This window comes from Vibrio sp. YT-16 (genome assembly GCF_033337405.1).
Lineage (GTDB): Bacteria > Pseudomonadota > Gammaproteobacteria > Enterobacterales > Vibrionaceae > Vibrio > Vibrio alginolyticus.
Genome location: NZ_JAWOQQ010000009.1, coordinates 76,155 through 93,030, shown reverse-complemented (window position 1 = coordinate 93,030; position 16,876 = coordinate 76,155). Strand labels below are relative to the sequence as shown.

Here is a 16,876-nt window from a genome sequence, read left to right as displayed (position 1 = left end):
TATTATGACGATAAATAACACATTGACTATCGAGCAAGAATTAGTGGATGAGCATATTCTTCAGCAAATGATCAAAGATACGTGCGCCGAAATCATCCCTACCTTGATTGATCACTATGTCGAAGAGTCACGCGATCGCATGGAGAAAATAGAGCAAGCATTAAGCACAAAAGACCTTCAAACATTAGAGTTCGAGGTTCACACACTGGGCAGTTCTGCTCTCGCTCTAGGCAATCGAACGCTTTCAAGACAAGCAAGAATGATTGAGAAGTACTGTGTCGAAGGAAAAATACCAAAAGCATTGGAGCTTTGTGAAACACTTCCTCAACTCGCCAATGAATCGTTTGATGCGTTAGAAAAGCGAAAAGCTCAAGGGTTTGAGTAGTATCAGTGTCTTACTCCCTAGCGAAGCATCGCGTTTGATAAAGCGCGATGCCGACATCATCTCAGAAATTTAGGCTCCAAATTCAGTCACCCTCGCCAAGCCACACACCTTGAAATTATTTGGGTATACTTAATCAATTAAAAAGTATGGATTTTTCGCAAATTTCCTACCTTGTGCTAATACTTAAATAACGCTTTTCTCAAATTGAGAATTTTCAGCACTAGAGAGCTATAAACCACTCATAATGCCAAATAGTAGTGCTGACAAAAATCATAAAAAATGAAACAAACTACGTTGGGATGGGACTATGAGACCAAGGGTGTTACTGGTAGAGGACTCTACTTCACTAGCCATACTTTATAAGCAGTATGTGAAAGACGAACCTTATGACATTTTTCATGTCGAGACAGGTCGCGAAGCGATTCAATTTATTGAAAGAAGCAAACCTCAGCTCATCATTCTCGATTTGAAACTGCCCGACATGTCTGGCGAAGACGTGCTGGATTGGATCAACCAGAATGACATTCCTACGTCCGTTATTATTGCTACGGCGCACGGCAGCGTCGACTTAGCCGTTAATCTAATTCAAAAAGGTGCGGAAGATTTCTTAGAAAAGCCCATAAACGCTGATCGCCTAAAAACGTCAGTTGCATTGCACCTTAAACGCGCCAAATTGGAAGATTTGGTGGAAAATATTCAATCCAAGTTTGATCGCCACAACTATCACGGATTCATCGGTTCAAGCCTCCCGATGCAGGCGGTATACAAGACCATTGATGCTGTTGCGCCAACTTCTGCCAGTGTGTTTATTGTGGGAGAAAGCGGCACAGGTAAAGAAGTTTGTGCTGAAGCCGTCCACCGCCAGAGTGACCGTAAAGACAAGCCTTTTATTGCAATTAACTGTGGGGCTATTCCACGAGATTTGATGGAAAGTGAGATTTTTGGTCACGTTAAAGGGGCCTTTACTGGAGCAACAACAGATCGAAAAGGTGCGGCGACGCTGGCACATGGTGGCACGCTTTTTCTTGATGAGCTGTGTGAAATGGAACTTGAGATGCAAAAGAAGTTGCTCCGCTTTCTACAAACGGGCACTTACACCCCTCTTGGTGGCACTCGAGAAATGAAAGTGGATGTGAGAATCATTTGTGCCACTAACCGAAATCCATTAACAGAAGTAGAAGAAGGTCGTTTTCGTGAAGACTTATACTACCGTGTGCACGTTATACCTATCGATATGCCCCCATTACGTGAACGAGGAAGTGACATCGTCACGCTTGCCAAGCACTTCTTGACCACTTACGCCAAACAGGACAAAAAGAAATTCTCAACAATCGACAGTGAAGCTCAACATATCATCAAGCATTACGAATGGCCGGGTAATGTAAGGCAACTACAAAACATCATACGTAACATTGTGGTGCTCAATAACGACGAAAAAGTCACGGTGAGCCACCTACCCGCTCAACTCACTAAAAAGTCTAAAGTTACGAAAACAACGACACCTGCGCATGTTGCTCAAGAGTCAGCAAACATTGCACCAATCACACCACCACCTGTTTATACTGAGGAACCTTCACCTTCTGCGGTCGAACCGTCGATTACCGCAGCGGAGCTGCCTGGTACACCGTCCTCTGCTGCTACCTCACCGTACTTTAACTCTGATGGAACCATTCGCCCTATGTGGCAAGTAGAGCGTGAAGCAATTCAAAACGCAATTGCGTACTGTGATGGCAACGTCCTCAACGCCGCTGTCATGCTGGAGTTAAGCCCATCTACGGTTTACCGAAAAAAACAAGCGTGGGAAGCGGATGAAATTAATCTCGAACAATCTTGATAAACCTGCCATTGGTGAAATTTGGATCTTGCTTGATAGCCGTCTATTCGGCGGCATTGAAAGTCACGTTATCGAGCTAGCTCGGGGATTAATCGCCTTTGGACACAAAGCTCGAGTTGTGCTAACCACTGAGTATTCACCAGCTGCTCAGATTGTACAGAAGGCAAAAGAAGCCGCGATCCCTGTGAGTTACTTAAACTATTTGTCTGGCGAGCCCAATAAAGCTTTAAAAATTAAACACCTAACAAGCGCCGTCGCCAATCACCAACCCTCAGTGGTTCACTCCCATGGTTATAAAGCGTCGATTTTGTCGCGCTGCGCCAAACTGCTCACCCGTACGTTTCCTCGTTTGATTTCAACTTATCATGCTGGTGAATCGTCCTCAGGGAAACTATGGCTATACGATTGGCTTGATAGAAGCTCAGGCAGCCTATCTGACCATTGCTTTGCTGTCAGTCCAAGTATTCAGCGCAAAGTTTTTTGTTCTTCAGAACTGCTGAATAACTTTGTTTCGATTCCCAACAGTCAACTCAACTATCAGGAGATCGCTTTTGTCGGCCGATTGAGTCAGGAAAAAGGCGCCGATCAATTTATTGAGGTAGCGAGGCTCTGTCCAACATTACAGTTTAGTGTGTACGGTGATGGCCCAGAAAAAGAGTCGCTTAATCAAACTGCCCCTCCAAACGTGACTTTCTTCGGCCATCAAACCGATATGGAAGGTGTTTGGGAAAATATCAGCGTACTTATCATCTCTTCTCGTTATGAGGGTCTTCCAATGGCGGCGCTGGAAGCCATGTCGAGAGGCATTGCCGTGATGAGCTTACGTGTAGGTCGTCTTCCAGATATTATCCAAACGGGTAAAAATGGTTTTATCGTCGAAGACATTCCCTCTCTTGCTAAATGTCTTCATGACTGGATATCGATTGGTGAAGCGCAACAATCACTCATTCGCCAGAATGCTCGACAAACCATCATTGATGATTTCTCAGCGCAAAGTGTGATTCCCGTATTGCTACAAAAATATCAAATTGAAACGGATCACTAATCCATATTGGTTCTCAATATGAGAATGATGAGTTCCAAACATAAATATCATATAAGATTCAATCACATAAACTAATGGCATATTTTGGCATCTCTATTGCAGCTCAGCAGTTAACGCAGATTAATGATGAGACAGAGGTGACTTATGACTACGCCAAAACGCATTCTATATGTTCATTATGGTGATAATTGGATTCGCGGCAGTGAAGTAGTGCTTCTGGATCTCATTTCTGGAATCGACCGCAATAAGTTTGAGCCATTCGTATGGTCAAACTGCCAACCACTAATCGATAAGTGCCAATCGCTCGGAATTGAAGCGGAACATTCATCCTTCAATTTGGTTGGTGGTTGGAGCGCTCCACGCTGGGATATTAGCGGGTGGAATAGCCTTATCAAACAAGGCTCAGCTTTGATCGAAAAGCACAGCATCGACTTGGTACACGTCAATAGCGGCGGCCCTTGTCAATGGATGTGTTTGGCTGCTCGCATGAATCATATACCACTTGTCACGCAACTTCATTGCCATTATACATTGCGCGATCGCTTCTCTCTCGGACTTCACCTCTCTCCAAAATTGATTTGCGTTAGCAAAGATGTTGGACGCGAAATTCTTCAGGACGGCTACCCGCAAAACCAACTTCATGTCGTACACAACGGCGTGTCACTTCAAGGCGTGGATACACCCATCGACATTAAAGATCGCCTCGGAATCCCATCACAGGCCTTTACCTTTCTGTCGGTGGGTTCGCTGATTAAGCGCAAAGGGTTTGACCGCCTTATTCGGGCAATGCGCATGCACAACTACCACCACCACAACCCTCACCTTGTTATTGTTGGTGACGGCGAAGAAAGAGAAGCATTGCAACAGCTTGCCGCAGATCTTGGTATCCAAGAACGAGTGCACTTTGTCGGAGAGCAACACAATGCTGGAGCGTGGATGTGTGGTAATGCAGACGCTTTTATTAGCGGCGCCTATGAAGAGGCCTTTGGTCTCGTGCTCGGGGAAGCGGCTTTAGCTCAACTGCCTATCGTGGCTCCTAAAACGGGAGGCATTCCTGAGTTGTTCGAGCATAATCACTCTGCATTGCTGTACCAGAACAGTGGAATGGCGAGCCTGTTAAACGCGATTCAACAAGTCATGCAAGACGCGGCATTAAGAAACAAGCTGGCGGAAAACGCTTACCTACATGCTAGCCAGCACTTAACGACGACTGCATCTATCAACGCTATTGAACGTATTTACGAAGGTGAACTTAATAACAACGCCATTACACCAATGCCAATGACTCACTGCATGAAGCCTCTTTCACGCTGGTTGAGCATCAATTGAGGAGCCCGGTCATGAAACGTGTATTGATGTTCGACGCCATCCCAATGCAAGGTGGATCCAAAATCGCGAATGCAGAGCTCCTTAAGCAGTGCGATAAGCTGAACGTGATTGGTTATCTACTCACTACAAATCCAGAGCATTGGGCGTCACTGCTTAGTGGTACACCGCATGTGCAAGTTATAAAAATAAAACCGTCACCATTTAACTCGACTCATGGCCTGACCTACTGGTTGATGAACGCTTACTACTTTCTCCAACTTCTCTACGCGTGCATGAAGCTTCCAAAGATAGATAGCTTTTTGGGCCTATCTTGCCCAAGTAATGATATGCCTTTGTACTTACTACGATTAATTAGCAAAAAGCCTGTGGTACAGATGGTTCATGGCCCTATTGGACGATCGAGATCTGCTGGCTACTGCTTAGTAAAAGCATCGGCAATTTACTACTTGGCAAACACCCGCGAATCAATGGTAGAAGCATTACAGGCCTACCTCAAAACAGAGAAGCCAGCCACCGAACGCTATTGGTGTGGTTTGAATACATCTACGTTTGTTAATGGATTATCGAAAGATCGCTGGCCAAAACAAGCGAATCCGATTTCAAGCCGCGTTTTCTGGGCAGCTAGCTTACTAAAATGGAAGAACATCGATCTTTTGCTTGATGCTTTAACACTTGATGAGTCGAAAAAGATCAAATCCACCGTGTGTTACATCAAACCTAACGTGGCAGGTGTGGAATATTCAACACCGGACTTCAACACACAAGGTGTTGAATGGCATGAGTGCCCAAACAACTTAGATGAATTGCGTTCACAGTGTGGTGTGTTTGTTTCCACCAGTATCAACGAACCTTTTGGGTTATCTATTTTGGAGGCTCTCGCTGCAGGTATGTGTGTCGTCATTCCACATGATGATAGTTATTGGGACCGCGTGTTAACTCACGGCCGAAATTGTATTAAATACACGCCTAACAATGTGGCTTCGCTACACAACGCAATTCGCCTTTTGAATGAATCGCCGTGGATGAAAGTAACGATGGGTATCGAAGCACTCAATGTTTCTCAACTATACACAGCCGAACGTTGTTATTTGCCAATCGCCCAGCACCTTGCTGCCGAAATTGCTACCAACAATGATTGCACACTCAAGACACCGCGAGACATCAAAGGATATGATCATGTCTAAAGCAATGACCAACATGACGCTATTTGCTATCGCCTTAGTGATCAATAAAAGCATCAGCCTAATCATGCTGCCTGTATTGCCCCACTTTCTCTCACCAGAGCAAATGGGCAAGCTTGAGCTTCTAACAACCTTTGGTGTTGTTACGACCTTGTTTGTCAGTTTCGCTTTGCATGAAGCGCTTTATCGATTCGTCGGCGTTGAAAAGGATCAAAATACGCGCACAAGCCTACTAAACCAGCTGTACTCACTTGCTTTACTCATCGCTGGCGTCGTCGCTCTTAGCTTGCTCACTATCATTTTAATCGCCCCCATTCCCGCGCCTTTTACGCGAGTCGAATTTGCTATTGTTATGTTTGCCATCGTTCTAGAGGGCAGTATTGCAATCGGCACTGCCTGGTTAAGAACACAAGACGACAAAGCAAGAACACTGCTTAACGTCATGGTCACTACCACCATTTTTCAGGTCATTTTTATCGTCGCGGCGCTGTCTGTTCATCCCCATGTTATTTCTGTTTTGTGGGGGGGCTTGTTGGCTGCTATTACTCAATTTGTTTGGCTGCACATCGTTAACCGTTACAATGTCACCCTTCCTAAGCTGACATTGGCAAAACAATACCTAAACTACTGCCTACCAATGATGATGGCTGGATTGGTTGCGTTCTGCCTCAATGGCGCTGAGCGCTGGTTCATTGGTGCCAACACTTCTCTTGCGACGTTAGGGATTTACGCGATAGCGGTAAAATTTGCAGTGGGCATGTGTATTTTAGTGCAGCCATTTGGCATGTGGTGGATGCCACGTCGATTTAATTACTTAGAAGGGCGCAAGAACACTGAAGCAGTGCGCATCACACACTTAGGTATGATTTACATTACAGGTTTGAGTGTAGTGGTCGGCACATTAGCAATGGTGATGATCACCTACTTACTGCCAGAAACCTATCATGAGGCGGTACTATTCAGCTTATTCTTGCTGCCTATCGCCATGTTAAAAGAATGGAGCGAACTCATTAATATTTCCATTTTGTACAAGCGTCGTACTCGCTGGCTACTGGGTATAAATGTCGTCTCTGCGTGCGTTGCGATTGCTTTGCTGTTTGGCTTATCTTCTCTGGGTATTTATGGGGTGTTCATTGCGCTTTATTACGCACAACTGTGTAAGCTGGGCCTGACTTATGTAGTAGGCCAACAATGTATGGCGTTGCCTTTCCACCTAAGTCTGATGGTTTTATTACAGATTATATCCGGTGTGGCACTGTTCCTGCTTCACTCTTCACAATCAATAGGCATCGCCATCGCAATTTGCATTTTGACATGCAGTTTGCTGGCAGGGATAGCCACTCGCTACATGAGTAAAGAGACGCTAAATGCTCTCACTCGATACATAGTGAAAAGGCGTGGACAGGTGAAGAGATACTCGTTATGAATGAAACCAAGGTGAGAACAAAACAGTCCATCGCAGCACTGACGATTACAGTCTGTATCGGCCTGCTTTGGATTGTTATGCCTCATCCCATTTTGATTGTTGCGTTGTGTTTCGCACCACTCGCGTTACTGTTTGTTCTCAATCAAACGTTTTGGCTTGTCACACTGTTCGTTATTTTTTCATTCTTTCGTATTCACGAAGCCTTTCCTGTTATCTATAACTTCAAGATCCCATTACTGTTATCACTGGGGGCACTCGCCGCACTCGCCTTTCACCTTCTTATAAGCCGCCAGATTACAGCTTTTTGGCACCCTTCATTAAAGTGGCTGTGTATATTTTGGGGTCTGGTGATCATCGGAATCATATTCGCTTCCAGTCGTGATATCGCAATAACGGTGTTCAAAAATACCTATTGGAAAATCATCATTATGACGTTGGCCATCACCTGGCTTATTACTAAACCTTCACAGCTCGCTCAGATGTCAAAAGCAATTATTTTCGCCGGATTATTGATTGGCTTAGTGGCATTACAAAACGCTGCGAATGGCATTGATTTAGTCGAAGGGACGCGCGTGTCGATAGGACGCTCCATAGGTTCAGTACTTGGCGATCCTAACGATTTGGCACTAGTGCTGATGTTTCCCCTTGCCTTTACCGTTAGTCAATTGATGGAGAAGCATTCCCCCAAGCATCTCAGGCTCTTTGCCCTTATCACCTGTTTGGTTTTGTTCTTTGCGATCATTGAGACGCAGAGCCGCGGGGGGTTACTAGGTTCACTGTCTGTATTTGCCTACTTTGCTTTTAAACATATCAAAAGCAAAACATTAGTCTTGGTATTAGGCGCTATCGCAGCGATCGTACTCTACGCATTCGCTGGTATTTCAGGACGAGAATCGGGGGGAGCCGCTGAGGATGGTATAGATGCCTCTGCGATGGGGCGACTTTATGCGTGGGAAGCGGCATTTAAAATGGCGCTGCATCACCCGTTGACTGGCGTAGGTCTAGATAACTTCTACTTTAATTACTATTTCTACAGCCCACACTGGGATGGTATCAACCACGCCGTCCATAGCACTTGGTTTGGCGTGTTAGCAGAAACGGGTTTTGTCGGGCTCGCTGTGTTCATTACTTTAATTGTGTCATTGATCCGCACCTCTTTGCATTCCATCTCATTGTTGACACCAAAATCAGATTACACCCTCTCTGTTGGAGCAAACGCCGTGTTAAGTGGGCTTATCGGTACCATCGTATCAGGCACTTTTCTGACTCAAGGTTTCACTTGGCCAATTTACATTCTAGCGGCATTAACAGTTGTCGTTAGCCGAATTGTTCAAAGTGACTGTCAAAATGAGAAATCCTAGTTTCAAACATAAACAAAACCCATAACTCACTGTTTTAAAATGGCTAATTCCTTGGCACGCATTGTGATTACTCACTTAATTAGTAATCAAATAACCAAGACTCAAGGAGAGCCACATGACAGACATCGTAGTATTTGGAGAAGATTTTGGTGGGTTACCCTCTTCCACTCAGCATATTGTCAAGCGACTAGCAGCGAACCATCGCATCCTTTGGGTTAACTCCATTGGCCTTCGTCAACCTAAGCTGGATTCTAAAGACATACAGCGTGCGTTAAACAAACTCACTCGTGTATTTCATAACGTAGGCTCACACAAGCCAACATTGGACTCTGAAACAAGCCCAAACATTCACATCATCAACTTGCTCACCATTCCTGCCCCTAGCTCTGCATTAGCAAGAAAAGTGGCCGCTAAGATGATGAAACACCAACTCAATAAACAATTACAAGCTCTTGGTTTTGATAAGCCTGTATTTTGGACGTCGCTCCCGACTGCTGCCGATCTTTGTGCAGAAATGAACCCACGTGGACTGATTTACTATTGTGGCGATGACTTTAGCGCTTTAGCTGGTGTTGACCACGACACGGTGGCCAAGCACGAACGTACTCTTGTTAATGCGGCCAGCGTTATCTTTACGGCAAGCGAAACACTCTCCACCAAATTTCCATCTGGTAAAACCGTCACTTTGCCTCACGGTGTCAACTTTAGTCTGTTTTCTGAGCCAGCACCTAAGGCTGAAGATTTTCCTAATAATGGTCGCAAAGTGCTGGGCTTTTATGGCAGTTTGTCGGAATGGTTAGACTACGACTTAATTGCCCAAGTCGCAGACCAAGCGCCTGACTGGGATCTCGTGTTCATCGGCCCTAACGAGTTCAGTGATAATCCACTTCCACAAAGATGCAACGTATACTACCTGGGCCCGAGAGCGCATCACACTCTGCCACGTTACTCCCAACACTGGGATGCCAGTTGGTTGCCCTTTGTTGATAACGCTCAAATCAAGGCATGTAATCCGCTTAAACTTCTTGAGTACTTGGCAACAGGAACCCCTGTTATCAGCACACCGTTTCCTGCATTAATGCCCTACAAACATATGCTTCATGTGGTTCAAGATGTCGAAGACGTGCGTGCCAGTCTCGATCACCTCCTACCGCCACCGACAGATTCAAAGTCATTTGTTCAACAGCAAAGCTGGGAAGCAAGAGCCAACCAAGTTGAGAAATTAGTGAGGACGCTATGAACGATTTGAGAGAGAACCTTAGTGTATTACTACATGGCGCTTGGCGACGTCGTTACATGATCGTTATCCCTATGCTTGTCTTGCCGGTGCTGGGCTTCATCGTAAGTAAGCTGGTTCCGACGACTTATGTTGCTCATACCAGCATGCTTATTCAAGAGACAGCGAAAATGAACCCGTTCCTTCAAGACCTTGCCGTCTCAACAATGCTTAAAGACCGATTGAGCGCACTCAGTACTCTGCTAAAAAGCCGACACGTTTTGTATTCTGTCGCAAAAGAACAATCGTTGATCAATGATGAGATGAGTGCAAAAGAGCAAGAGTTCATCATAAAAGATCTCGCGTCGCGCCTGTCTGTTCAGCCACTCGGTAAAGACTTCATTCAAATTCAATTGCAAAGTGGTAAATCAGAAGGAATGGAGTCGATGCTGCTGTCTGTCAGAGAGCATTTTGTCGAACAGCTTTTGGCTCCTGAGCGTTCTTCGATTAAAGATTCGAGCCATTTTTTGACTATCCATATCAACAAACGCAGGGAAGAACTAGACAAGGCAGAGCAAGCCTTTGCAGAGTATAAAAATACTTACTCAGACGCGACGCCCGAAATGCAAGCTCAAAGCCTTACTCGCCTTGCTAGCCTCAAACAAACGCTAGCCGAAAAGGAGGCGGAGCTTGCTGGTGTTTCACGAAGTCTAGGCAGTTTGGATCAACAACTATCCAAAACGAACCCGGTTATCGGTAAACTGGAAGAGCAAATCATCGACATTCGTAGTGAACTTACCCTGCTTCGCGCTAAATACACAGAGGCGCATAGTTTAGTGCAAGGTAAGTTGCGAGAATTAAACCGGTTGGAGCAGGAACGCTCGGTACTCTTGAACTCTAAACAACCAGAACTAAACAGTGCTCAACTATGGGATATCGCGAGCAATACCACAGTAAACAGTCTTGGCGAAGCACAGCCTCTACTTGTCTCCCAACTACATCAATTACAAATGATGCGCGGACGTTTTGAAGCACTTACGGAAGAAACCAACAGCTTGCGAGACATGATCCAAGAATTAGAGCGAAATGCGCACCAATTTGGGAGCACGGCAACAGAAATCAACCGCTTAGCTCGTGACGTCGCAGTGAAGAGAGAAATGTATGACGAACTCGTCGAACGCTATGAGATGGCCCAACTAACAGGCTCTTTGGGAGAGTTTGAAGAGAATAAGCGCGTAAAAATCATTGATGAACCGTTCACGCCAACGATTCCAACTAACTTACCTAGTTTTGTATTTGTCATTTTAGGATTTATTGGTGGCGCTGGTTTAGGCATTGGATTAGCGACGATACTTGAGTTAGCCGATAACTCTATCCGCTCTAAAAGAGCATTAGAAAAACACCTTGGTGTTCCTGTCATCACCACTTTACCTAACGTAGTGTACGGAAACTAACCGCCATAAGAACTCATTTACAAGCACTCGGTCTGCGAGTGCTTTTCTTTTACTACTGCCTTATACAGCCTCATAGCATGTCCACTAATATGAATCTCAAATTGAGAATAAACATAAAGTCTCACAAGCATCAATATTAACTTATTGTTTTTAAATGATTAATTTTTTGGCACGCAGTCTGCAACTCCTAAATAAACAAAGAACTCAACGAGGGTTTGAAAATGGAATTCAGACAAAAACACAATAACACTAAGCACAGCAAAAAAGTGATATTACACGTCGTGCAACACTTAGCTCCTGGTGGTTTAGAAACGCTCGTACTAGAAATGCTTCGTTTTGCGCAGCCAAACCATTCCGTTTTTGTCGTGAGCTTAGAAGGAAGCAAAGAACATGCACTACAAGGCTGGCAAAAACTATTGCCCTACCAAGGCCAACTGCACTTTCTTAATAAGAAACCTGGATTCAGCGGAAAAACCATCAGTACGCTGACTTCCATGCTCAAAGGACTTAAGCCTGACGTGGTCCACACCCATCATATCGGCCCACTTCTGTATGGTGGTATTGCTGCACGTTTAGCGCACGTACCTGTAGTGATTCATACCGAGCACGACGCATGGCACCTTAATAACAAAAAATCAGCTCGACTGCAGTCCCTACTGCTAAAAATGATTCGCCCGCAAGTAGTTGCCGATGCTAACTTTGTCGCCCATCAAATACAGACTAAGTTAAAGTATCGCAAAGTTTGTACTATCCATAACGGGATTGACTGTCAGAAGTTTAAAAGCGGTGACCAAACGGCAACAAGACACTTGTTTGAACTTCCAACCGACAAAATCGTGATTGGCGTTGCCGGGCGTCTAGAAGCAGTTAAAGGCCATAAAGTGCTTATCGAAGCATTCTCTCATCTTACGCCAAACACACACCTAGCCATTGCTGGAGATGGTTCTCAGCGAGCTCAATTGGAAGCACAAGTTAGAACGTTAAAACTTGAAGATCGAGTAACCTTTTTAGGCTTGGTCGACGATATGCCCAGCTTTTACCAAAGCCTAGACTTGTTTTGCTTACCATCACTTCAAGAGGGATTTCCTCTCTCAACCCTCGAGGCTCAAGCATGTGACATTCCTTGCGTCGCGACGGATGTTGGCGGCGTGAAAGAGACGCTCTGTCCGAACAACAGCACACTGGTTGAAGCAAATCGCGTGTTTTCGTTGGCCGAAGCGTTATCACAGCAACTGGAATCATCACACCGCTCTCCTCGAACTTTTATTCTCAAACACTTTGATATCATAGACATGGTGAGTCGCTACTCACGTTTGGCCAAGGAGGCTAGCTATGAATGATTTACTTTGGATTATAGGGTTTGGTTTATCCGCGTTTTTGATTGTCTATCATCACGTTGGGTACCCACTGCTCCTTAAGTGGCTTCCTTTAAAACAGCAAGACGAAACCAAAGCACCATTTGTAGAGCGAGCTTACAAAGCCTCCAAAACAGACAGCCAGCTACCCTCTATTACTGTCATCGTGCCCGCCTACAATGAAGAACAATGGATAGCAGAGAAGATCCGTAACCTTGCGAGCCTAGACTACCCGAGGGATAAATTAAGAGTAGTGATCGCATGTGATGGCTGCACAGATAACACAGCCGAGATTGCTCAAGCGACAATTCAAGAAGCAATCTGCTCTGATACTCTGTTCATTATTAATGATCACCAAGTCAATCGCGGTAAAGTTGCCCTACTCAACGAAGAAATGCGTCATGTTAGCTCGGACATTACCGCACTGAGTGACACGTCGGCATTGATTTCTTGCGATTCTCTATTGCTAGCTAGTCAGCATTATCAAAATGAGAACGTTGGAGTGGTTAACGCAACATATCAAATAATGAGCACTGATAACCAAGGTGAAGCGGCGTATTGGCAATACCAGTCTCGAGTAAAGCACCAAGAATCTTTGTTAGGTTCAACGATTGGTTCCCACGGTGCGTTTTACACTTTCAGAACTCACTTATTTGAACCACTGGAAGTTAGCACCATTAATGACGACTTTATTCTCCCTATGAGAATCGTTTTGCGAGGCTATAGCGCTATTTACGAGCCAAACATGCTGGCTCTTGAACTAGAACAGAGCTCAGACAACGCAGATTTCAAGCGGCGCCTAAGAATTTCAGCGGGTAACATGCAGCAGCTCATGCAATTAAAGAAATTACTGCTACCTCGTTATCGTGGCACTGCCTTTGCATTTCTATCGGGAAAGGTTCTGCGCTTAGCAACACCCTATTTGATGATTGTTTGCTTTATTTGCTCACTACTACTGGCACACAATCCGCTGTTTCAAGTAATGCTGTCCGCACAAGTTGGTATTTATAGCATCGCGCTTATCACTTACTTGATGCCAGCACTTAACACAATTAAACCTTTTAAGCTGATTAGCTACATCGTCATTGGTCATCTCGCCAACTTTATCGGCGGTATGAAGTATTTACTCGGAATGGAAAATGGACGTTGGAAACGCGTCAACCAATAAGGAAAGCATCATGAAAAACTCACGCTACGATTCAAATGTATGCCACGCGAAAAGAACGTTTGATGTACTGGTTGCAATGCTTATTTTGGTCGTCACTGCACCACTATTCCCATTTATCGCGCTAGCGATCAAAACCACATCGAAAGGCCCTGTGATTTATCGCCAATTGCGAGTAGGACGCTGCACACCAGAAAAAATGGATCTTTTTCAAATCATGAAGTTTCGCACCATGTATATTGATGCAGAGCAACGCTCTGGCGCAGTATGGGCAACTGAAAATGATCCCCGCATCACGCCAGTAGGACGCTTTTTACGCAAAACGCGTTTAGATGAACTACCTCAACTGTTTAATGTGTTGAGAGGTGAAATGTCGATGATTGGGCCGCGCCCAGAACGCCCAGCTTTCTACCAGAAATTGGAAGATGAAATCCCCTATTTTGTAGAGCGCACATATGGCGTGTTACCAGGTATCACAGGCTTAGCTCAGGTTAACCAAGGCTATGATGCATGCATTGAAGATGTAAGACGCAAAGTTGGGTTTGACCACAGTTACGCACTAAGCTTAGGTTCGTTTTACTCTTGGATTTCAATGGACCTTTCAATCATGAGCAAAACATTCGTTGTGATGATTGACGGACGAGGTCAATAACTTCCGGTTCTGGTAACGGTCATTCTTGCCACTGGCGTCGCATCTTTTCTATCGTCGCTGGTGGTACATCATGAATGCTTTGATACGCTCCGTGGCACACTTTAATTTCCACCTCGATGCGCTTCTTCATGCAGTAGTCCATGTAACGCTTCATCTCCCAATGTCGAACAAACGTATTGCTCACAATCACGACTCTCCCTTTGTTCAACCACTTTCTAGTTTGCTGAAAACACCACTCATGCGCTTGAGGTAATTGAACTGGTTCAAAGTGATAATCACCTTCATCATTTTCAAAATACATGTCAGCTTCAAAATGCTTAGCACCAAGCTCTATCGCTAGTTGTTTTGCTAAGGTTGTTTTACCTGAACCCGGAAGTCCACGAATAAGAATGAGTTTAGCCAGTGACATAATGCAGTTTAATGAGGTGGGAATAAGCCTAAACTGTAACGAAATTATTGGAAAAGAAAAGTAGAAATAAAAAATGCCGAGCACATTAGGCTCGGCATTTAAACTCAATCATGGATCGTGTTGTATTTATTTGTAAGCTGGCAGTTCTGTTCTTAACCCTTTCACCAAACTTACGCACATCAACAGCAGAACAAAAGTAAACGGTAATCCTGTTGCAACAACACCCGATTGCAATGCTTGCAGGGCTTCTTTACCACCAACCCAAAGCATTACGGCTGCAATTGCGCCTTCAATACACGCCCAGAAAATGCGTTGCGGTACTGGTGCATCAATCTTACCACCGGCGGTAATACTATCGATAACCAGCGAGCCAGAGTCTGACGATGTAATAAAGAATACCAGAATCAGCACGATAGAAAGCATTGAAATCACTGAGCTATACGGAAGCGCATCGTAAACATGGAACAGAGTCAATGAAATATCAGTTAGGCCATTTGCACCTAGCTCACCAACTTTATTCACCACTTGGTCAAGCGCGATACCACCAAACACAGACATCCAAATCAAAGTAACAACTGTAGGAATAACGATGACTGCGAATAAGAATTCTCGAACCGTACGACCTTTAGACACACGCGCGATAAACATACCAACAAACGGTGACCAAGATACCCACCAAGCCCAGTAGAATACCGTCCAGCCGTGCATCCAAGTTTCATCTTCACGACCGTGAGGGTTACTCAATGGAATAATATTTTCAATGTAAGCCATTGTTGTGTCGCGTAGCGAGCTCCACGCCGTATCAAACGTGATGAAGGTAATGAAAATAAGCAGCGCAAACGCAACCACCATATTGACGTTACTCAGTAGCTTAACACCACCATCAATACCACGAATCACTGATAGCACCGCGATAAAGGTAACGAAGGTGATCACAATCATTTGTGTACCAATGCCGCCTTCTAGACCAAAGACATGGTTAATACCACTGGTCGCCTGCTGAGCACCCAGACCTAGCGACGTTGCAAGACCAAATAGCGTCGACAAAACGGCAAGGATATCAATAACGTGACCTAACCAGCCCCATGCACGGTCACCAAAAATTGGATAGAACGCCGCGCGCAATGAAAGTGGTAAACCTTTGTTAAATGCAAAAAACGCTAATGCTAGTGCAACGAGTGCGTAAATACTCCAACCATGCACACCCCAGTGGAACATAGTGGCACCCATCGCGAGGGATTTTGCTTCTTCGGTGTATGGTACTGCGTTAAGTGGCATTCCCCACCAATCAGTGAAATACGCGGTCGGCTCAGCCACACTCCAGAACAGAAGACCAATACCCATACCCGCGGCGAAAAGCATCGACAACCAAGAAACGGTTGAGTGATCCGGCGTTGCTTCTTTGCCACCTAAGCGGATTTTACCTAGCGGAGAAAAAAGAAGAGCAACGGCGAACAATAAGAAGAAGTTTGTCGACCACATAAAAAACGCATCAAACTGTTCGATAATTCCGTTTTTTAGACCGTTTAATACGTCACGAGCAGTGGTTGGCTCAACAAGAAGAAGTGAAATCAGACAGAAAACAACGAGCCCCGCACTAATGCCAAAAACCGGATTATGTATATCGAATCCCCACTTTTGAACGTTATCCTGTCCAACCTGATAATCGGTTGTATCAATACTATATTTTTTAAATGCATTATCCATAAATACAAATTTAACGTGAATTTGAAACGCCCCTCAGGTGAGAAGAACTCCAATACCGCCCTCCATTAATTTGAACTCTAAAGTTTTAAAGCGGAACGAATTTTAGCAGCAATCACATATTTTTGCAAAAAGTCGTGATTTATTGCATTTTAAGCTCAATTCGAGACAGATGAAGGGGAAATAATATCAACACAAAAATTATGAGGTCTAACGATTGATTTTGTCGTAGGTTGTAGACTAGAAAAGGCACAAGAAATACTTAAGTTCATAGCCAGTCACTGCGCAAATAGAGAAGACCTGCGATGATTTGGTTTCACAATTAACGACGAAACCAAATCAGCAAACCTTTCATCCAGC

Annotated in this window: 14 protein-coding genes; 12 read left to right on the top strand and 2 right to left on the bottom strand. The window is 44.7% G+C overall.

Annotated elements, in window-relative coordinates:
• The first annotated feature begins 4 nt into the window (after positions 1 to 4).
• From R7F07_RS15585 to R7F07_RS15530, 12 genes are all read left to right on the top strand, one after another.
• Complete coding sequence (locus tag R7F07_RS15585) at positions 5 to 385, top strand: Hpt domain-containing protein (protein ID WP_005377636.1); 381 nt, start codon at positions 5 to 7, stop codon at positions 383 to 385.
• Between the two features lie 307 nt (positions 386 to 692).
• Positions 693 to 2,219: a sigma-54-dependent transcriptional regulator gene (locus R7F07_RS15580; RefSeq protein WP_042522937.1), complete on the top strand. Its 1,527-nt coding sequence runs from the start codon at positions 693 to 695 to the stop codon at positions 2,217 to 2,219.
• Positions 2,194 to 3,264, top strand: coding sequence for a glycosyltransferase family 4 protein (locus R7F07_RS15575; RefSeq protein WP_042522936.1), 1,071 nt, complete (start codon positions 2,194 to 2,196; stop codon positions 3,262 to 3,264). Before R7F07_RS15580 ends, R7F07_RS15575 begins: the two co-directional genes overlap by 26 nt.
• 144 nt (positions 3,265 to 3,408) lie before the next feature.
• On the top strand, positions 3,409 to 4,593 hold the full coding sequence (locus tag R7F07_RS15570; protein WP_042522934.1) for a glycosyltransferase: 1,185 nt from the start codon (positions 3,409 to 3,411) through the stop codon (positions 4,591 to 4,593).
• An 11-nt stretch (positions 4,594 to 4,604) separates the two neighbouring features.
• Positions 4,605 to 5,777, top strand: a complete 1,173-nt coding sequence (locus R7F07_RS15565) for a glycosyltransferase (RefSeq protein ID WP_042522932.1) — start codon at positions 4,605 to 4,607, stop codon at positions 5,775 to 5,777.
• On the top strand, positions 5,770 to 7,200 hold the full coding sequence (locus tag R7F07_RS15560) for a lipopolysaccharide biosynthesis protein (protein WP_042522930.1): 1,431 nt from the start codon (positions 5,770 to 5,772) through the stop codon (positions 7,198 to 7,200). The genes R7F07_RS15565 and R7F07_RS15560 overlap by 8 nt, the downstream gene beginning before the upstream one ends.
• On the top strand, positions 7,197 to 8,561 hold the full coding sequence (locus R7F07_RS15555) for an O-antigen ligase family protein (protein WP_005377645.1): 1,365 nt from the start codon (positions 7,197 to 7,199) through the stop codon (positions 8,559 to 8,561). Before R7F07_RS15560 ends, R7F07_RS15555 begins: the two co-directional genes overlap by 4 nt.
• A gap of 115 nt (positions 8,562 to 8,676) precedes the next feature.
• Positions 8,677 to 9,801: a glycosyltransferase gene (locus R7F07_RS15550; RefSeq protein ID WP_042522928.1), complete on the top strand. Its 1,125-nt coding sequence runs from the start codon at positions 8,677 to 8,679 to the stop codon at positions 9,799 to 9,801.
• Positions 9,798 to 11,231, top strand: a complete 1,434-nt coding sequence (locus tag R7F07_RS15545) for a GumC family protein (RefSeq protein ID WP_005377649.1) — start codon at positions 9,798 to 9,800, stop codon at positions 11,229 to 11,231. Before R7F07_RS15550 ends, R7F07_RS15545 begins: the two co-directional genes overlap by 4 nt.
• 221 nt (positions 11,232 to 11,452) lie before the next feature.
• The gene (locus R7F07_RS15540) at positions 11,453 to 12,571 is read left to right on the top strand and encodes a glycosyltransferase (RefSeq protein WP_042522926.1); all 1,119 of its coding nucleotides are present in this window, start codon (positions 11,453 to 11,455) and stop codon (positions 12,569 to 12,571) included.
• On the top strand, positions 12,564 to 13,754 hold the full coding sequence (locus R7F07_RS15535) for a glycosyltransferase family 2 protein (protein ID WP_042522924.1): 1,191 nt from the start codon (positions 12,564 to 12,566) through the stop codon (positions 13,752 to 13,754). The genes R7F07_RS15540 and R7F07_RS15535 overlap by 8 nt, the downstream gene beginning before the upstream one ends.
• A gap of 10 nt (positions 13,755 to 13,764) precedes the next feature.
• A complete protein-coding gene (locus R7F07_RS15530) occupies positions 13,765 to 14,403 on the top strand; it encodes a sugar transferase (protein ID WP_005377654.1) in 639 nt (212 codons plus the stop codon).
• Between the two features lie 19 nt (positions 14,404 to 14,422).
• Here the strand turns inward: R7F07_RS15530 and R7F07_RS15525 are convergent, their stop codons facing one another.
• On the bottom strand, positions 14,423 to 14,812 hold the full coding sequence (locus R7F07_RS15525) for an ATP-binding protein (protein ID WP_005377656.1): 390 nt from the start codon (positions 14,810 to 14,812) through the stop codon (positions 14,423 to 14,425).
• A gap of 126 nt (positions 14,813 to 14,938) precedes the next feature.
• A complete protein-coding gene (locus tag R7F07_RS15520; RefSeq protein ID WP_005377659.1) occupies positions 14,939 to 16,519 on the bottom strand; it encodes a BCCT family transporter in 1,581 nt (526 codons plus the stop codon).
• Positions 16,520 to 16,876 lie beyond the last annotated feature (357 nt).

Coding starts and splice junctions, on each gene's coding strand:
- R7F07_RS15585 (WP_005377636.1), top strand. CDS start 5: ATGACGATAAATAACACATTGACTATCGAGCAAGAATTAGTGGATGAG.
- R7F07_RS15580 (WP_042522937.1), top strand. CDS start 693: ATGAGACCAAGGGTGTTACTGGTAGAGGACTCTACTTCACTAGCCATA.
- R7F07_RS15575 (WP_042522936.1), top strand. CDS start 2,194: ATGAAATTAATCTCGAACAATCTTGATAAACCTGCCATTGGTGAAATT.
- R7F07_RS15570 (WP_042522934.1), top strand. CDS start 3,409: ATGACTACGCCAAAACGCATTCTATATGTTCATTATGGTGATAATTGG.
- R7F07_RS15565 (WP_042522932.1), top strand. CDS start 4,605: ATGAAACGTGTATTGATGTTCGACGCCATCCCAATGCAAGGTGGATCC.
- R7F07_RS15560 (WP_042522930.1), top strand. CDS start 5,770: ATGTCTAAAGCAATGACCAACATGACGCTATTTGCTATCGCCTTAGTG.
- R7F07_RS15555 (WP_005377645.1), top strand. CDS start 7,197: ATGAATGAAACCAAGGTGAGAACAAAACAGTCCATCGCAGCACTGACG.
- R7F07_RS15550 (WP_042522928.1), top strand. CDS start 8,677: ATGACAGACATCGTAGTATTTGGAGAAGATTTTGGTGGGTTACCCTCT.
- R7F07_RS15545 (WP_005377649.1), top strand. CDS start 9,798: ATGAACGATTTGAGAGAGAACCTTAGTGTATTACTACATGGCGCTTGG.
- R7F07_RS15540 (WP_042522926.1), top strand. CDS start 11,453: ATGGAATTCAGACAAAAACACAATAACACTAAGCACAGCAAAAAAGTG.
- R7F07_RS15535 (WP_042522924.1), top strand. CDS start 12,564: ATGAATGATTTACTTTGGATTATAGGGTTTGGTTTATCCGCGTTTTTG.
- R7F07_RS15530 (WP_005377654.1), top strand. CDS start 13,765: ATGAAAAACTCACGCTACGATTCAAATGTATGCCACGCGAAAAGAACG.
- R7F07_RS15525 (WP_005377656.1), bottom strand. CDS start 14,812: ATGTCACTGGCTAAACTCATTCTTATTCGTGGACTTCCGGGTTCAGGT.
- R7F07_RS15520 (WP_005377659.1), bottom strand. CDS start 16,519: ATGGATAATGCATTTAAAAAATATAGTATTGATACAACCGATTATCAG.